15 protein-coding genes are annotated in these 16,743 nt (G+C 77.6%); 11 read left to right on the forward strand and 4 right to left on the reverse strand.

Annotated elements, in window-relative coordinates; genetic code table 11:
* Window positions 1-87: 87 nt before the first annotated feature.
* The 8 genes from ACZ7LB_RS04715 (at window position 88) to ACZ7LB_RS04750 (ending at window position 7,260) form a co-directional block, all read left to right on the forward strand.
* Entirely contained in the window at window positions 88-1,101 is a 1,014-nt protein-coding gene (locus ACZ7LB_RS04715; protein WP_471465604.1) for a sporulation protein, read from the forward strand.
* An 89-nt stretch (window positions 1,102-1,190) separates the two neighbouring features.
* Window positions 1,191-1,646, forward strand: coding sequence for a tellurite resistance TerB family protein (locus tag ACZ7LB_RS04720; RefSeq protein WP_161226039.1), 456 nt, complete (start codon window positions 1,191-1,193; stop codon window positions 1,644-1,646).
* Window positions 1,647-1,788: 142 nt separating this feature from the next.
* On the forward strand, window positions 1,789-2,031 hold the full coding sequence (locus tag ACZ7LB_RS04725) for a twin-arginine translocase TatA/TatE family subunit (protein ID WP_471465379.1): 243 nt from the start codon (window positions 1,789-1,791) through the stop codon (window positions 2,029-2,031).
* A 711-nt stretch (window positions 2,032-2,742) separates the two neighbouring features.
* Complete coding sequence (locus tag ACZ7LB_RS04730; RefSeq protein ID WP_161226023.1) at window positions 2,743-3,111, forward strand: DUF6479 family protein; 369 nt, start codon at window positions 2,743-2,745, stop codon at window positions 3,109-3,111.
* A 106-nt stretch (window positions 3,112-3,217) separates the two neighbouring features.
* Window positions 3,218-3,718, forward strand: coding sequence for a hypothetical protein (locus tag ACZ7LB_RS04735; RefSeq protein WP_471465380.1), 501 nt, complete (start codon window positions 3,218-3,220; stop codon window positions 3,716-3,718).
* A gap of 3 nt (window positions 3,719-3,721) precedes the next feature.
* Window positions 3,722-4,855 (forward strand): M24 family metallopeptidase, encoded by a 1,134-nt coding sequence (locus ACZ7LB_RS04740; protein WP_471465381.1) that lies wholly within the window; start codon window positions 3,722-3,724, stop codon window positions 4,853-4,855.
* Window positions 4,856-5,020: 165 nt separating this feature from the next.
* Window positions 5,021-5,788 carry a hypothetical protein gene (locus ACZ7LB_RS04745; RefSeq protein WP_471465382.1) on the forward strand — a complete coding sequence of 256 codons (768 nt, stop codon included), beginning with the start codon at window positions 5,021-5,023 and terminating at the stop codon, window positions 5,786-5,788.
* A 407-nt stretch (window positions 5,789-6,195) separates the two neighbouring features.
* Complete coding sequence (locus tag ACZ7LB_RS04750; protein ID WP_471465383.1) at window positions 6,196-7,260, forward strand: alcohol dehydrogenase catalytic domain-containing protein; 1,065 nt, start codon at window positions 6,196-6,198, stop codon at window positions 7,258-7,260.
* Window positions 7,261-7,349: 89 nt separating this feature from the next.
* On the opposite strand, the gene ACZ7LB_RS04755 is transcribed toward ACZ7LB_RS04750, so the two are convergent.
* Window positions 7,350-8,702: a helix-turn-helix domain-containing protein gene (locus tag ACZ7LB_RS04755; protein ID WP_471465384.1), complete on the reverse strand. Its 1,353-nt coding sequence runs from the start codon at window positions 8,700-8,702 to the stop codon at window positions 7,350-7,352.
* Window positions 8,703-8,829: 127 nt separating this feature from the next.
* Between ACZ7LB_RS04755 and ACZ7LB_RS04760 the strand changes: the two genes are divergently transcribed.
* The gene (locus tag ACZ7LB_RS04760) at window positions 8,830-9,042 is read left to right on the forward strand and encodes a hypothetical protein (protein ID WP_471465385.1); all 213 of its coding nucleotides are present in this window, start codon (window positions 8,830-8,832) and stop codon (window positions 9,040-9,042) included.
* Between the two features lie 366 nt (window positions 9,043-9,408).
* On the opposite strand, the gene ACZ7LB_RS04765 is transcribed toward ACZ7LB_RS04760, so the two are convergent.
* Window positions 9,409-10,476 carry a hypothetical protein gene (locus ACZ7LB_RS04765; RefSeq protein WP_471465386.1) on the reverse strand — a complete coding sequence of 356 codons (1,068 nt, stop codon included), beginning with the start codon at window positions 10,474-10,476 and terminating at the stop codon, window positions 9,409-9,411.
* A gap of 639 nt (window positions 10,477-11,115) precedes the next feature.
* Window positions 11,116-12,393 (reverse strand): PP2C family protein-serine/threonine phosphatase, encoded by a 1,278-nt coding sequence (locus tag ACZ7LB_RS04770; RefSeq protein ID WP_471465387.1) that lies wholly within the window; start codon window positions 12,391-12,393, stop codon window positions 11,116-11,118.
* Window positions 12,394-12,498: 105 nt separating this feature from the next.
* Between ACZ7LB_RS04770 and ACZ7LB_RS04775 the strand changes: the two genes are divergently transcribed.
* Together ACZ7LB_RS04775 and ACZ7LB_RS04780 are read left to right on the forward strand one after the other, a co-directional pair.
* A complete protein-coding gene (locus ACZ7LB_RS04775; RefSeq protein ID WP_471465388.1) occupies window positions 12,499-12,945 on the forward strand; it encodes a hypothetical protein in 447 nt (148 codons plus the stop codon).
* Window positions 12,946-13,574: 629 nt separating this feature from the next.
* Entirely contained in the window at window positions 13,575-14,489 is a 915-nt protein-coding gene (locus tag ACZ7LB_RS04780) for a hypothetical protein (RefSeq protein ID WP_471465389.1), read from the forward strand.
* A gap of 65 nt (window positions 14,490-14,554) precedes the next feature.
* Here ACZ7LB_RS04780 and ACZ7LB_RS04785 read toward each other — a convergent pair whose 3' ends face one another.
* On the reverse strand, window positions 14,555-16,645 hold the full coding sequence (locus ACZ7LB_RS04785; RefSeq protein ID WP_471465390.1) for a PhoX family protein: 2,091 nt from the start codon (window positions 16,643-16,645) through the stop codon (window positions 14,555-14,557).
* Between the last annotated feature and the right edge of the window lie 98 nt (window positions 16,646-16,743).

Raw genomic sequence — 16,743 nt, forward strand, 5'->3', positions numbered from 1 at the left:
GAACGCCGGGGGGATTCCCGATGTTCCCCCCGCCGCCCGGGTGTTCCGCGCGTTGTCCCCCACGAACGTGAAGGAGTGAACGCCTCGATGGTGTTCAAGCGGCTGCTCGGTTCCCTCGGCGTGGGCGGGCCCACGGTCGACACGGTGCTCGACCCGGGCCCCGTCCTGCCGGGCGGGACGCTGTCGGGCCGGGTCGAGCTGGTGGGCGGCGGTGCCGCCTTCGACATCGAGCACCTGGGGCTGGAGCTGGTCGCCCGGGTCGAGGCGGAGCACGAGGACGGGGAGAGCGAGGGCGTCGTCGTCTTCGACCGGCACACCGTCGGCGGCGGCTTCCGGCTCGGCGCGGAGGAGCGGATCTCGGTGCCCTTCTCGGTGCCGCTGCCCTGGGAGACCCCGGTGACCGAGCTGCACGGGCAGGCGCTCGGCATCGTGCTCGGCGTGCGCACCGAGGCGGCCGTCGCCGGTGCCCGCGACCGGGGCGACCTGGACCCGCTCACCGTGGCCCCGCTGCCCGCGCAGGAGGCGGTCCTGGAGGCGTTCGGGCGGCTCGGCTTCGGCTTCCGCTCCGCCGACCTGGAGTACGGGCGGATCGGCGGCACCGGCCAGCAGCTCCCGTTCTACCAGGAGATCGAGCTGACCCCGCCGCCCCACTACGCCCACCAGGTCAACGAGATCGAGCTGACCTTCCTGGCCGTGCCGGGCGCCCTGGAGGTGGTCCTGGAGGCGGACAAGCGCGGCGGGCTGTTCTCCGACGGCCACGACGCGCTCAGCCGCTTCACCGTCCCGCACGACGGGGCGGGCGCCCAGGACTGGACCGGCCTGGTCGACGGCTGGGTCCGCCAGCTGGTCGAGCACCGCGCCTCCTACGGCTCACACGCCGTCTACGGCCACGACGGCCACCACGGCGAGGGCCACCACGAGGGCGGCCACAAGGGCGGCCACGGCGGTTCCCACGGCGGCCCCGGCATCGGCACCGCCGTCGCGGCGGGCGCGGCGGGGCTCGCGGTCGGCGTGGTCGGCGGGATGGTGGCGGCCGAGGTCGTCGACGAGATCGGGGACTTCTTCGAGGGCGACGACGAGGACGACGCCGGGGAGGAGTGAACCCGGGCTGGTAACTTCTACATCGTTGTAGACCAACGCCGTTGTCCAACGCCGTGGACCGGCCGGCCGACGATCCGTACGGAGTTCTCATGGCCCTGTGGGACCGCTTCAAGGAATCCGCGTCGCAGATGCAGACGCAGCTCATCGCGAAGAAGAACGACCTCAAGAGCGGCGCCTTCCGCGACGCGAGCATGGCGATGTGCGCGCTGGTCGCCGCCGCCGACGGTTCGGTCGACCCCGCCGAGCGGCAGCGGGTGGCCCAGCTCATCGCGACCAACGACGTGCTGCAGAACTTCCCCGCCGACGACCTGCGGCGCCGCTTCGAGGACAACCTGAACAAGCTGACGGCGGACTTCGCCCTCGGCAAGGTCGGCGTCCTCCAGGAGGTCGCCAAGGCGAAGAAGAAGCCGGCCGAGGCGCGGGCCGTCGTCCAGATCGGCATCGTCATCGGCGGCGCCGACGGCCACTTCGACCAGGACGAGCGCGCCGTGGTCCGCGAGGCCTGCTACGCCCTGGACCTGCCGCCGCACGAGTTCGACCTCTGACCGGCCCCACCCGCGGTCCCGGCACGCACCCCGGGCCGGGACCGCGAACGGGCCCGGGATCGACCGTCCGTCCCGTTCTGCCGTACATTCCGTCCGGGCCCGCACCCCGCGGACCCCGACCGCACGCCACCAGGGGGGCACCGTGTTCGGACTGAGCGAGCTGGCGATGATCCTGCTCGTCGTCGTAGTCGTCCTCGCCATCAAGAAGCTGCCCGAGCTGACCCGCTCCGCGGGCAAGTCGGCGCGCATCCTCAAGGCGGAGGCCCGCGCCGCCAAGGAACAGGACCGGCCGGCCCCGGAGCGGTTGTCCGGGGAGCCGCACGTGATCCGCGGCGAGGCCGTCCGGCACGACGAGACCGGCCCCCGCGCCGACGGCGCGGCGTAGCACCCGCCGGAAGCGGTCCGGGGGCCACGGGCAGAGCCCCGCGCCTCCGGCCCGCGGCAGCGTCCGCACCGCCGGCGCCCGGCAGCACCCGCACCGGCGCCCCCGGCCACCGCGCGGGGCCGGTCGGCACCGGGCCGGGGTGGGACGGGACGGGAGTGAGCCGAGCGGGATCAGCCGGTGCGGGAGCGGACCGGTCAGCGCCAGGCCGGTGGGGCAGGACTGCCCGCCCAGCCCCGCGCCGGGTCCACCCGGACCCGGACCTCCCGGACCTCGGCCTCCTGGACCCGTCGTGGCCGCCACCCACGCCCGCCCGTGCCCGACCAGCCCGAGCCCCGACCGGCAGGGCCCCGTACCCGGCGTTCGTCCACTCGGCCCCCACCACCACCCCGCTCCGGGTCCGCTCGGACCCGGACCCGGCCTCTTGGACCCGTACCCGGCGCGTCCCGTACCCGGCGCGTCCCGTACCCGTCGTGGCCGCCGCCCGCGCCCCGACGCCCCGACCGGCGGGGCCCCACGCTCGCCTCTGAACCCGGCGTTCGTCCGCCCGGCCCCCACCGCCTCGCCCCGGGTCCGCCCCCGGCCCCGCACGCGGGGGGGCACCGTCGCGTCCGGACCGGCCGGCCGCGCCCGGAGGGGCCCCGGCCATCGCACGCTCTGGGCGAAATAGGGCGATACATGACTCTTTGCGTCCTTTCGGGGGATACTTGGAGCATGAGTACGGCAATGTATGACCTGGCGGCCTCATCGGCCGCGCTGGGAACGACGGGCGCCTTCCTCATCGGCGGTCTGGTCGTCGTCTGCGCGCTGATCTGGGCCGTACGCATCGGCATGCGCGTCATGGACCGGGAGCTGACCCGGCCGCGCGCCCAGGACCAGCCCCATCTGCCCCCCACCGGCGCCGTCGTGGAGGAACGGGAGGTGCGCGAGCCCGACGTGGTCCGCGTCTCCTCCGGATCCACCCGGCTGATGCCGTACGAACTGCACCATTCGCCCAGCCGCCGCTCCCCCGACCAGCACCGGCCGCGCTGGGTGCCCGGCTCCAGCGGGGCCTTCGGCAGCGGCGGCCCCGGCCACGTCTGATCCCCGCCGGACCTCCCGGGCTGCGGTCCGGAAGGTCCGGGCCTTCACTGGAAGTACCCGCGCGTCCGCGCGGGCGACCCAGGCGCGCGAGGCCCCGGGAGGCGACATGGCCGGTCACCGCGGACGAACGCTCGCCGCGGCGGTGCTGTCCGCCGCCGTCCTGGCGGGCTGCTCGGGGAACGGCGGGGAATCCGGCCCGCCGCCCGACCCCGCCGAGTCGGCGGCGAGCCGCGCCGCGTCGGCCGCCTCCTCGCTGGCCTCCCGGGGCGCGGACGCCGTCGCCTCGGCCACGGCGGAGGCCGGACGGTGGCTGGCGGACATCCGGCAGGGCGGCGACGCCCGGTCCGAGACCCGCACGGGCACCCCCGGCACCGACGGCGAGGGGCGCGTCACCGTGCCCGTCACCGTCCGCAACACCGCCGGTTCCGAGAAGTCCTTCGCCGTCCAGGTCGACTTCACCGCCGCGGACGGCGGACGCCCCCTGGACACCGTCGTCGTGCTCGTCCACGACGTGCCCGCCGGGAAGAACGGCCGGGCCACCGCCCGCAGCACCCGCCCCCTCCCCGGCCCCGTGCGCGCCGACGTCGCCCGCGCGGTCCGCTACTGAGCCATGGGCCCCCCGACACCCGCCCCCGAGCCGTTCTCCGAACGGGAGTACGCCGAGCGCATGGAGCGGGCCGCGTACGAGGCGGCCACCACCGGGCTCGCCGGGCTGCTGATCACGCCGGGACCCGATCTGGAGTGGCTGTGCGGCCACCGGCCCGCCTCGGGCGCCGGGCCCCTCACCCTCCTGGTCCTCACCGCCGACTCCCAGCCCCGGCTGCTGGTCCCGGCCTCGGAGCGGTCCCGGGCGGAGACCGCGCCCGGCGCGGGCGCCGTCCGCGTCTCCGACTGGTGGGAGGGCCACGACCCGTACACCGTCGCGGCCGGGCTGATGCGCCCGCACGGCCGCTACGCGGTCTCCGACGCGACCTGGGCCGTGCACCTGCTCCGCCTCCAGGAGACGCTGCCGCTGGCCACCTTCCGCCCGCTGAGCACCGTCCTGCCGATGATGCGCGCGGTGAAGGACCCCCACGAGATGGCCCGGCTGGCCGAGGCCGCCGCGGCCGTCGACGCCGTCTACGAGGCGGCGCTCGGGCTGCGCTTCGCCGGGCGCAGCGAACGGGAGGTGGCCGCGGACCTGGCCCGGCTGCTGCGCGAGCACGGCCGCGGCGAGGGGGACCCGGTGGTGGTGGCCGCCGGACCGGACGGCGCCGACCCCGGCCACGCGCCGGGCGACCGGGTCGTCGAGCCCGGCGACCCGGTCCTCCTGGACCTCGGGGGGCTCCGCGACGGCTACGGCTACGGCACGGCCCGCACCGTGCACGTCGGGGAGCCCGGCGAGGAGGAGCGCCGGGTCCACGCGACCGTCCGGGCCGCCCAGGAGGCGGCCGTCGACGCGATCCGGCCCGGAGTGGCCTGCCAGGAGATCGACCGGGCGGCCCGCGCGGTGATCGAGGAGGCCGGGCACGGCGGGCGCCTCCCGCACCGCACCGGGCACGGCATCGGCATCACCACCAGCGAGCCGCCCTATCTGGCCGAGGGCGAGGAGCTGCCGCTCGCGGCGGGCATGTGCCTGAGCGTCGAACCGGGCCTCTACCTGCCGGGCCGCTTCGGCGTACGGGTCGGGGACGTCGTCGCCTGCGCGGAGGAGGGCGCCCGCCGCCTCAACGCGACCCCCCGGGGACCGGCGGTCGTGCGCTGACGCCCCGCCGGCCCGCGACGGGGTGCCGCCACGGGGACAACGGACCCCGGCCGGGTCACCCGGACGGTCCCGCTCGCTGGTGGGGCGGCGGTGGCGGTGGTGCCGTGGGAGGGCTTGATCGTTCCGCGCGGCGCCCGTCGCACCGGCCGTCCCCAGGAGGCACCTTTGCCACGTCATCTTCCGGTCGCCCGCCCGCTGCTCGCCGTCCTGCTCGCGGCGGCGCTGTCGCCGGCGGCGGGCTGCGCCACCGGCGGCGGGGCGGCGCCGCGCCCGCGGCCCCCGGCGCCGAGCGTCCCGCCGGGCCCCGGGTCCCCGGCCGCGGCGGCGCCGTCGCCGCCCGCGCTCGGCCCGGACCAGGCACGGGCCGCGCTGGTCACGGCGGACGACCTGGGAGAGCCCTGGGAGCCCACCACGGGCGCCGCGACCTGGCGGGACGGCCTGCTCAAGGGCACCGCGGAGAACCCCGACTGCCGACGGCTGCTCGACGTCCTGTACACGGAGGAACTCTTCGGCTCCGAACCGCCCCGGGCGGCGGCCGCGCTGGACGACCCGGTGGACGGCGGCCAGATGCACTACCGGATCGTCTCCGGCGCCCCCGCCGACCTGGACCGGGCGCTGGCCTGGCTGGCCGGGCTGCCGGAGACCTGCGGGCGGTTCCGCGCCACCACCGCGCACGGCGGCGTCCGCGAGGTCCGGGTCGCCGCGCTCCCGCTGCCCGGGGCGGGGGACGCCCGGCAGGGGGTGCGGGTGACGGTGGGCGACGACTCCACCGTCCTCACCGTCGACCTCGCCGGGGCCCGGGTCGGCGGCGACGCCCTCGGCCTGACCCACGGCGCCCTCGGCCCGGTCGACGGCGACACCACGTGGACGGCGGTCGGGACGGGCGCCGACCGCCTGGCCCAGGCCCGCCGCCAGGGCCACACCAGCATCTGACGACGGAACGCGACGGCTGCCGGGGCACCGGAGCGCCGGAGCGCCAGGGCGCCAGGCACACGAGGGGTGTGTCCGGCCGATGAGGCCGCCGGTTCCCGGCCGTTGGACCCCGACCGGGCGGCCGCCGCGCCGGGCGGCCGCACAGGCGGACGCGCCCGCCGATGACGGGATCGGGCCACCGGCGAAGGAGCCCGCCGTCCTCCCCGGGCGCCCCTCCCGGCGACCGCCGCCCCGCGCCCCGGCCACCGCACCGAGCCCCCTCCCCGGCCGGAGCGTGCCGGAAAGGGGCGCTATACCCCCGGACCGGGGCCTTTCGCCATACCGTGTTTCTCACGTCGGCACCACGCACTACCTGCGGAAACGATGACTACGCTCGGATTTGGCACAGTTGGCAAGGAATGAGGACGGTGACCACCGTGAGCCGCACCATGCAGGCCTACCGCATCCCCGAGTGGGAGCACCCCGCCGAAGTCGTCGAGGTCCCCGTTCCGGTGCCGGGACCCGGTCAGGTCCTGGTGAAGGTGGCCGGATGCGGCCTGTGCCACTCCGACTTCGCGATGCTGGCCATGCCCGCCGAGACCGGCCGCGCCATCGGCTGGAGCATGCCCTTCACCCTCGGCCACGAGACCGCCGGCCACGTCGCCGAACTCGGCCCCGGAGTCACCGGCTTCGCCCCCGGCGACGCGGTGGCGCTGGTCTCCCCCGCCTCCTGCGGCACCTGTTCCTTCTGCGTCCGGGGCCAGGACAACAACTGCCCGAACGCCCCCGCCGGGCGCGGCTTCGGACGGGACGGCGGGCTCGCCGAGTACGTCCTCGTCGACGACCCGCGCGGGCTGCTGCCGCTGGACGGCCTCGACCCGCGCACCGCCGGTCCGCTCACCGACGCCGGTGCCACCTCCTACCACGCCGTGCGCCGCGCCCTGCCCCGCGTCCGCCCCGGCGGCACGGCCGTCGTCATCGGCACGGGCGGCCTCGGCGCCTTCGCCGTGCAGTACCTGCGGCTGCTCACCGGGGCCGACGTGGTCGCCGTCGACACCGACGCGGCCCGTCTGGAGGTGGCCCGCGAACTGGGCGCGCACCACACGCTCGTGGGCACCGACGAGGAGACCGCCGGGCGGATCCGCGCCCTCACCGACGGGCACGGGGCGGACGCGGTGCTGGACTTCGTCGGCGTGGACGCCACCATCGCCACCGGCACCGCCGCCGTCCGCCCCGGCGGCGCCTACGGGCTCGTCGGCGCCGCCATGGGCCGCCTCCAGGCTCCCTGGTACGGCGGACTGCCCCGCGACGGCGAGGTCTTCACCTTCCAGGGCAGCAGCATCACCGACGTCCGGGAGGTGCTGACGCTCGCCGAGAGCGGCCGGATCCGCAACAACGTCGACCTCTTCCCCTTCTCCCGGATCGAGGAGGCGTACGGGGCACTGCGCGACGGAACCCTGCGCGGCCGGGCCGTGGTCACCTTCGGCGACTGAACCCGGCGCCGGCCGCGCCCCGGCCGTGCCCCGCCGTGCCCGCTCCGCGACCGGCGACCGCGTCCGCCGGTCCGGCCCGCCCCCGCCGCTCAGAGCGGCGGGGGTGCGGGCGCCGGGCCGAGCGGGGCCCGGTCCGGCGCCATGCAGTGGCCGAGTCCGGTCCGGTAGGCGTCCATCGCCGCCTCCGTCCGGCCCGCGCGGCGCCGCAGATCGCCCAGCAGCCGGCACAGGACCGCCAGTTCACCGGCGGAGGACGCGGCACCACCCCGCTCCAGCAGACCCAGCGCGCGCACATAGTGCTCCTCGGCGGCGTCGCCGTCCCCGGCGTCCTCCGCGAGGAGGCCCAGCAGCCGGTGGGCGCCCGCCGCGTGCGGGGTGCCGCAGCGGGGCGACAGCCCGTCCAGCAGGGAGCGCAGCAGCTCCGCCGCCTCCCCGGGGCGGCCGTCCCGGCGCAGGACGTCGGCCAGCTCCACGGCGGCCCGGCCGCGGCAGTGGTGCGGCCGGGCCGCCGGGAGCATCTCCAGCGCCTGGCGCAACTCAGCCTCCGCACGGCCCAGTTCACCGTTGCGCGCGTGCACGTGCCCGCGCATCCAATGGCAGTTGGCCAGCTCGGTGCGCAGCCGCAGCACGCGGTACAGCTCCGCCGCCTTGGCCAGGGAGGCGTCCGCCTCGGCCAGCCGCCCCTCGGCGAGCAGCGTCCCGGCGACGGACCGGTGCATGCGGGCCACCAGAGCCGGATCGCCCGCCCGGGGCGCGAGGGCGAGGGCGAACTCGGCCGCCTCGGCGGCGCGGGCGTGGGCGCCCAGGTCCACGTAGGGGCCGATGACACCGGAGTAGAGCAGCAGCAGCGCGTCCGGGTCGTGCAGCCCGCCCCGGTTGAGCTCGTCCAGGGCGGACTCCATGAGGTGCACGGCGTAACGGAGTTCACCGGCGAGCTGGTGGGCGACCGCGCGGCCGCGGAGCGCCGGGACCCGTGCGGGCAGCGGCGCCCCGGCCAGGCACTCCTCGGCCCGCTCGAAGTACCCGCGCGCGTCGGCCGGTTCACCGGTCTCCAGCGCGCACTCGCCCAGCCCGGTCAGCGCGGCGGCCCGCTCCGCCTCCAGCCCGTGCGCCTCCGCCTCCGCCAGCAGCGCCGCGTACTCCCCGGCCGCCAGGGCGGCGTCACCGGAGGCGAGCGCGTGGTGCGCCCCGGTCAGCCGCAGCCGCAGTCCGGTGGCGAGCCCGGCCGGGCGCCCGGTGGCCAGCTCGTCGTAGCCGACGCCGAGGCGCTCCGCCAGATGCCGCAGCGCCTCGTCGGACGGGCGGACCCGGCCGGCCTCCAGGGTCGAGATGTAGGCGGGCGTGTAGGCCGGCTCCGCCAACTGCCGCTGTGTCATGCCGCGTTCCGCGCGCAGCCGTTGCACCCGGCGTCCGATGACCTCGCGGTCGTCGCGGTCACCCACTGCCAACTCCCTTGTGCCTCTTGCCGTCCGGCGTCGACCGCCCTAGGTTAATCGGCGGATTAAGCCCGCTTAACCGCGGACACCACCCCCCCCCACAGTGATCCGATCCGCGAAGGACCCCGCCCCCGTGCTCGACCGCATCCGCAGCGCCGAACGCTACGCCAGAGGTCTCGCCGCCGCCGTCGCGGCGGTGGCCGCGCTGGTCCTGACCGCGACCATGGGCCCGGCGGGAGCCCGGGCCGAACCGCCCTCCGGCGGCGGCGGGCAGGTCGAGCAGGTGACCGAGCAGGCACCCGGGACCTGGCCCACCCCCTCGGGCAGCGCCGGCCCGTCCGCGTAGGCGGGGCGACCCGCCGGAGCCCGCCCCCCGCCGGCCGGCTGCTCCCGCCGGCCCGTGCCCCTCGGCCCGTGCTCCGGCCGTCCGGGGCGTGCGCGGCGGACCGTCGGCGTGCCCACCGGCCGCCCCTCCCGCCGTCGCGCGTGCGGCGGCGGTCGGCGTCCGCGCCGCTCCCCGTACGCGTGCGCCGCGGCCCCGCGCGAGCCGCGCTCCCCGCGCGCGAGCGGCGCGGGCCCGTCGGCGCGCCCGCCCCGGTCCGGCCACGCCCGCGGCGGCCGTCCGTCGCCCCGCGCCCGCGGCACCCCTGGCCCCGGTGATCCCCGGGCCCGGACGGGAGCGGCGTACTCCCGCGCCCGTACCGGCGCCGCCTCAGCCCGGGATCCCCAACCGGCCCAGTTCGCGCCGCACATGGTCCAGCGCCCCCTCGTGGCGGCCGGGCACCCGGCCGCGCAGCGCCGCCAGCGCCGCGCCCAGTTCGCGGGCCGCCGCCGGGTCGCCGATCCGGCCCCACTGGTGGTGGGCCCGGTCGGCGGCGGCCTCCACGGCGGGCGTCCCGGGCGCCTGGCCCGCGTCGAGCCGGGCCCCGGCCACCGTGAGCCAGGCACGGCAGCTGCGCACCGGGTCCCCGGCCAGCATCGCCAGGTCGGCCCGGACCTCCGTCCAGTGCAGCGTCTCCTCGGCGTGCGGCCCGTGCGTCCCGGCGGCGTCCGCCTCGTACCGCGCGGCCAGTCCGTCGGCGTCGGCGTGCCGCCCGTCCCGGACGGCGTCGGCGATGGCGGCGTGCGGATCGCCGGGCACCGTCCCCGGCCCGGCGAGCAGCAGGTCCGTCCCGGCCGCCCCGTCCTCGGCGGCGGCCCGCTCCAGCGCCTCCGCGTGCAGCCGCTCCACCGGGGGCCGCCGCCCGCCGCGCAGCACCGCGGCGATCCCGCGCAGGTACGACGGCGCCGCCGGTGACCGCCGGGGCGGGGGCGGCCCGATCCGCCCGTAGACGGCGTGGTGGGGGCCCGAGTCGAAGGAGTGCTCGCGCAGCCACGCCCAGGTCTCCCGGTCGGCGCGCAGGTCGAGCAGCAGGGTGGTGGAGCCGCCGGGCCGCAGCCGCAGCTCCTCCCTGATCCAGTGCCAGGGGAGCGCGGTGTAGCGGACGTTGGCCGCGGTGGTGCGGGCGAGCGCGAGGTGCGGCAGGCGCTGGCGGCGGTCCAGCTGGAGCTGGCCGGCGACGTAGACGGTCAGCGGGCCGGGGGCGGCGGCCGCCGCCCGCAGCCGGGTGAGCACGGCCTGCGGTTCCAGCGGATCGGCCAGTTCGACGACGTTCGCGGTGTCGGTGCCCGCCAGCACGGCGGGCGGCACGGCCGCGAGAACGGGGAGCACCGAGGCGGCGTCCACCAGGCGTCCCCTGCCCGCCGGCGACGCCGCGAGGAGCAGCGCGGTCCCTGGCATGTGCGTTCCCCCCTGTAGATCACCCACGTCTGCACGGTAACGGCTCCACCGGCCCCGCACCGCCCACACCGGCCGAACCCACGCCTGAGGGTGGCCTCCCGGCAGGGCGGCGGGGGGCCCGGTGCGGGCGGATCGCAGCCGGGGGCGGGGCGGGGGCGGGACCGGGGTGCCGTGCGGCCCCTGCCCCGGGAGACAGCGACGGCGACGGCGACGGCGACGGCGCACGGTACGAGGGCCGCCGGCCGGGTCCCGTGGGGACGGGGTCCGGGTGCCGGGCAGGACCGGCACCGGCCGGGGCCGGGCCACGGGCCGGGCCACGGGCCGGGCCACGCGCCGGGGCACCGGAGCCGGACCGGGCACGGCACAATCCCCGGGCGGAACGGGACCCGCACACGCGCCCCCGAGCCGACGGGGCCCCGAGCCGGACGGCGGAACGCGGAGGTCGTCGGCGAGGGCAGCCGCACCGGGCGGGACAGGCCCCGTCCGCACACTCCGGACCCGCGCGGCCCGGAGCCGGACGACGGCGGGGACGCCCGCCGACGAAACCGGCCGGACCGGGCGGGACGCCCAGGACCGGCGACACCGCCGGGACCGGCGACACCGCCGGGCTCCCGCCGGGAGCGGGCGGGCCGCCGGTGGTCAGCGGGCCGCGACGGAGCCGTCCCCCTCGTCCCACGGGCCCGCCGTGCGGCCCGCGCCGATGCCGATGCCGGGGACGGCCGGGGCGCCGCCGGGGATCGTCCGGCGCACGGCGAAGATCGTGGTGTCGTCCGACAGCCGCCCCCCGCAGTGCCGCAGCGTGGCGTCGCGGACGTGGGCGACCAGGCGGACCGGCGTGCCCATCCCGGGGTCCGCGGCGAGGGCGCGGGCGACGTCGTCGGCCAGCGGGTAGAAGCGGCCCTCGGCGTCGCGGGCCTCGGTCACCCCGTCGGTGAACATCAGCAGCGTCTCCTCCGGCGCCAGCTCCAGCCGCCGCACCGGCGCGGGCCGCCCCGGGACGAGGTCGCCGAGCCCCAGCGGCAGCCCGCCCACCACCGGCAGCGCCCGCACCCCGCCGGGGCCCACCGCCAGCGGGGGTTCGTGGCCGAAGACGACGGTCTCCACGGCATCGGGCGTCCCCCGCCCGAAGCCGATCAGCACGGCGGTGGCGAACCGGTCGCCGTCGGATCGGCCGAGCGCGGCCGTGTACGCGCGGTGCCGGTACATCCGGGTCTCCAGCCGCCCGGCGACGGTGGCGAGGTCCGCCTCGTGGTACGCCGCCTCCCGGAAGGTGCTGAGCAGCGCCGCCGCCGTGCTCACCGCCCCCAGCCCCTTGCCCTGCACATCGCCGAGGAGCACCCGGATGCCGTGCGGGCCCGGCTGGATGTCGTAGAAGTCGCCCCCGACCCGGGCCTCGGTGTCCGAGGAGAGGTAGACCTCGGCGTGGTCGAGCCCGCCCCACGCCGACGGCAGCGGGCGCAGCACCGTCCGGCGGGTGGTGTCCGCGATGTCCCGCATGTGCAGCATCCGCTTCTCGCCGCGCACCCGGAACGCGGAGGCCATCACCGAGATGACCCCGCCCAGGACGACGAGGACCAGACCGGGCAGCCCGGTCTCGAAACGGTGCTGCCAGGTGGTGTCGGCGAGGAGGAAGACGAGGACGGCGAGCCCCGCGAACACGGCGGTCGCGCCCACCCCGCAGATCGCGGCGGCGATACCGGGGACCAGCACGGTCCAGGAGATGATCTCCAGCGCCCCGGTGGCGAGGTCGCCCGCCACGATCCCGACGAGCAGCAGCAGCGGGAAGATCCAGGCGACGCTGCGCCCCCGGACGCTGAAGAGTTCGCGCCGGGACGCGGCGGTCCCCCGGAGCGCGGCCCCGGCCAGTCGGCCGAACAGCCGCCCGCCGCCCACCGGCCTGTCGTCGGCACCCGTCACGGGCCCCAGCGAACCACGCGCCCCCGGCACCCGCATCCTGACTTGCCGGGCGGCCGGGGCGGGTGTGCTCTGGAGGGAACGGGGGTCGAGGAGAGGAGCGCTCTCATGGCTCACGCGGCACCGAAGCCCGCGACGGCGGTACGGAACCGCCCGCGCCCGCTGCCCGACGTCTTCAGCGCCCGCGCCCACCTGGTGGCCCGGTGGACGGTCATCGTCTCGGCCGGGCTGGTCTACGGCTACTGGGCGGCCGCCATACGCCGCTTCGGCGGCCCCATCACCGGCCGCAACCTGCTCTTCGGCTTCATGACGGCCCTGGCGTTCGTCATCCTGTGCGCGGTGATCGGGGCGGTGGCCTCGCGGCTGCCCCGCGAGGGGCACGCGGTGCTGTGGGGCGCCTTCGCGGGCAGCGCCCTGGGATTCCTCTACGCCCAGAGCGGCGTGGGCATGATCACCTGCGTGGTGGTGTCCCTGATCGTGGGCGCGGCGGTCTTCCTCGGGCTGTTCTACCGCTACTACACCCACGAGGACGCCCGGGGGCACCACATCCCCTGACCCCGGCCGCCCCCTGCCCGGCGCCGTCCACCGTCCGCCCCCGCACCGCCCGGTCACGGTGTGGACCCGCCGCCGGCCCCGGGCACGGCGTGGGGACCCGCCCGGACCGGCCCCGGGGAGCCACCGGCACCTGGCCGCGCCGCGCACACCGCACGCCCCGCGCACACCCCGACACCCCGCCCGACACCTCGGCCGGCGGCCCGCTCCGGTCTCCGGCACCGGGCCCCGGTCCCTGCTCCCCCACGGGACCGGGTCCCGCCACGGCACCGCCGGTGACGGCCCCCGTGTCCGCGGGCCAGCGCCCGTACCGGAACGGCCCGTACCGGAGCGCCCCGCGCCGGGAACGACCCCGGGCGGCAACATCCCGCACGGGACGCCACCCCTACGAGTGACACTCCGCCGCCCGCGACGGCACGGCACGCGGACCCGGTCGGCCCCGGCCCCCACCCGCCGCCCGCCCCCGGGCCCGCCCCCCGAAGCCGCGTCCGCACCCGCGCCCCGCCCCCGCGCGGCCGCCGGGCCCCGCCGCCGGCCCCCGTCACCGCCCGGTGCGCCCGTTCGGTCCGGGGCGTACGCCACTTGCAGGCACGCCGCTCGCCCGCGCCGCCCCGGCGGCCTTGCCTGGAGGGGTGCCCCCACGTCTCCGGAGCGCCCTGTCGGCCCTGCTGACCGTCCTCGCCTGCCTGCTCGCCCCGTGCGGCGCGCTGGCCGGCTGGGCGGCGTACGGGCTGGCCGACACCGGACGCTACGTCTCCGCGATGGCGCCGCTGGCCGCTGACCCCGACGTCCGGGACGCCGTCGCCGACACCATGGGCAAGGGGGTCCTCGCCCAGGTCGGGGCCGTACCGGCGCACGAGGCGGTGCGCCTCTTCGTGCACGACGCCGCGCGGTCCTTCACCCGCACCGACGCCTTCCGCGCGGGCTGGGACGCCGCCAACCGGACCCTCCACGACGCCGTGCTGGACGCCCTGCGCGACGACCGGGCCGCGGGCCGCCCGGTCACCCTCGACCTGGCCCCCGTGACCGCCCGCGTCCGGGACGCGCTCGCCGAGGACCACGTGAGCCTGGCCCGCCGCATCCCCGTCCGGCACACCGCCTTCACCGTGCTCCCGGCCCACGAGGTGGACCGGCTCAGAAAGGGCTACCAGGTGCTCGACGTCGCCGCCTTCTGGCTGCCGCTCGCCGCCGTCGTCTTCGCCGCCACCGGGATCGCGGTGGCCGCCCACCGCCGCCGCGCCGTCGCGGCCACCGGTCTCGGCACCGCCGCCGGCGGGGGGCTGCTCGCCCTCGCCGTGCTCGCGGGGCGGCGGCTCACCCTGGCCGAACTGCCCGGCGCGGTGGACGGCCCCGCCGCGGGCGCCGTCTACGACGCCCTCACCGCGACCCTGCGCACCGCCTCCTGGCTGCTGGTCGCCCTCGGGCTGACGGTGGCGCTGGCCTCCTGGCTCACCGGCCGCCGCGGGAGGGCGCCCCGTCACCGCCCGCCCGCCGCTCCCCCGGGCCCCGGACCGGCCCCCGCCCGGCCCACCCGCGCCCGCCTCTGACCCCCCTCTCCCGGCCTCCGTGCCTCCGGCCCCCCGTGCCCCGGGCCCCCGCCCCGGCCGCCGGGTCAGACGCCGATGTCGCGGCCGTCCGCGCGCCACACCGCCACCACCGACGGGCGCACGATCCGCCCCGGTCCGTCGGGCCAGGTGCTGGCCGGGCGCTCCACCGAGGCGCCGTCCAGCTCGCCCGGGTGCTGCACCGCGACCAGCACCCGCCGGTCCTGGACCAGCGGCCCGCAGGTCTCCGCCCCGGTCGGCACCGTGAGGAACTGCTTCAGCTCACCGCGCCGCGGCCCCTGGGTGGCCACGCCGAACAGGCCGTCGTGGGTGCCCAGCGCGTTGCCGTCGGTGGAGATCCACAGGTTGCCGTGGTCGTCGAAGGCCACGTTGTCCGGGCAGGAGATCGGGCTGACGGCCTCCTTCGGGAAGCCCGCGAAGTACGTCGACGGGTCCTGCGGGTCACCGGCCACCAGGAACAGCGACCAGGCGAACGTGAGGCTCTCGGCCCGGCCGAAGCGCTCCGTCAGCTCCAGGATGTGCCCGTGCTTGTTGCCGTTGCGCGGGTTGGCCTCGTCCGGACCGGCGTACCCGGGCTTGCCGCGGTTGCTGTTGTTGGTGAGGGCGACGTACACCTTGCCGCTGCGCGGCGAGGGCTCGATGTCCTCGGGGCGGTCCATCCTGGTCGCGCCGGCCCTGTCCCCGGCCAGCCGCGTGAAGACGCAGACCTCCTCGGCCGTCATCCCCTCGACGTGCGAGACGGCGCCCCGCGCGGTCGCGGTGACCAGCGGGATCCACCGGCCGCTGCCGTCGAACTCGCCGTCCCGGGGCAGCCTGCCGCTGCCGTCGATGTCGACGGCCGGGGAGTCGCCGGTCAGCCGGGCCACGTAGAGGGTGCCCTCGTCCAGCAGCGACAGGTTGTGCTCGCGGACGCCGCGGCCGTTGCCGTGCCGCATCCGCTTGCTGCCGACGAACTTGTAGAAGTAGTCGAAGCGCTCGTCGTCGCCGGTGTAGACGACGGGGCGCCCGTCCCGCGTCATCCGCACGGTGGCCGCCTCGTGCTTGAAGCGCCCGAGGAGGGTGTGCTTGCGGGGCGTGGAGTCGGGGTCGTACGGGTCGAACTCGACGACGTAGCCGAAGCGGTGCACCTCGTTCGGCTCCCGGGACACGTCGAACCGCTTGTCGAAACGCTCCCACTTGCGCTCGGTGGCCCCGCTGCCGATGCCGTAGCGCTTGTCGGTGGCGCTGCCGCCGTTGGCGAAGTACTGGTTGAAGTTCTCCTCGCCGTGCAGCGTGGTGCCCCACGGGGTGGTGCCGCCGGAGCAGTTGTTGAGGGTGCCCAGCACCCGGGTGCCGGAGCGGTCGGCGGAGGTGCGCACCAGGTCGGACCCGGCCGCGGGGCCGGTCAGCAGGAACGGCGTGGTGGCGGTGACCCTGCGGTTCAGGGCGTGCCGGGGGACGGGGGTCAGGCGGCCGGTGCGGCGGTCCTCCTCGACCACCACGGCGGACAGGCCGTGCGCGGCCCAGGCGATCTCGACCTGCTCGCGGGTCGGGTTCCCGGGGTCGTAACCCCGGAACATGAGTACCTCGTTGGTGTACTCGTGGTTGGCGACGAGGAGCTGGCGGCCCCGCTCCCCGCGCATCGGCAGCAGGGCGAGGTAGTCGTTGTTGTACCCGAACTGCCCGGCCTGCGCCCGCGCGCTCTGCCGGTCCGGGTCGAAGGCGGGCGCCCCGCGCAGGATGGGCTCGCCCCAGCGGATCACGACGCCCTGCTGGTGCCCCTCCGGGACGACGACCGCGTCCCGGGTGTTGGGGGCGACGGGGGTGAAGCGCAGCCCCCGCGCGGCCTCCCGTGCCGGCGGCCCCGGGTGCGGGTGGTGGGGGCCCTTTCCGGCCACCGGCGCGGCCTGCGCCGACGGTGCCGTCGCCACGCCCGCCGCTCCGGCACCGGCCGCGACGACGGTGACGACGGCCGCGGCGCGCATCATCGAACGGCGGCTGAGCGCACCGGCGATGACGTCGCCGACGTACTCGTTGGAGCTGGTGTTGGGGACCTCGTGGAAGCAGGCGTCACCGCACCGGAAACGGCAGGTCATGGCGGACCGGCCACCGGGGTGGGTTCCGGACGGGGTTCCGATCAACGGCAGCGGCTTGCGCACGGTGTTCTCCCTGGGTGCCCTCGGATGCGCTTGGGGTGTCAGCGCGACGGTAGGGGCGCGGCCGTGCGGGGACCGGGCGGTGGGGTGAACGCCGGGTG

It is taken from the genome of Streptomyces sp. NPDC107521 (assembly GCF_055598485.1).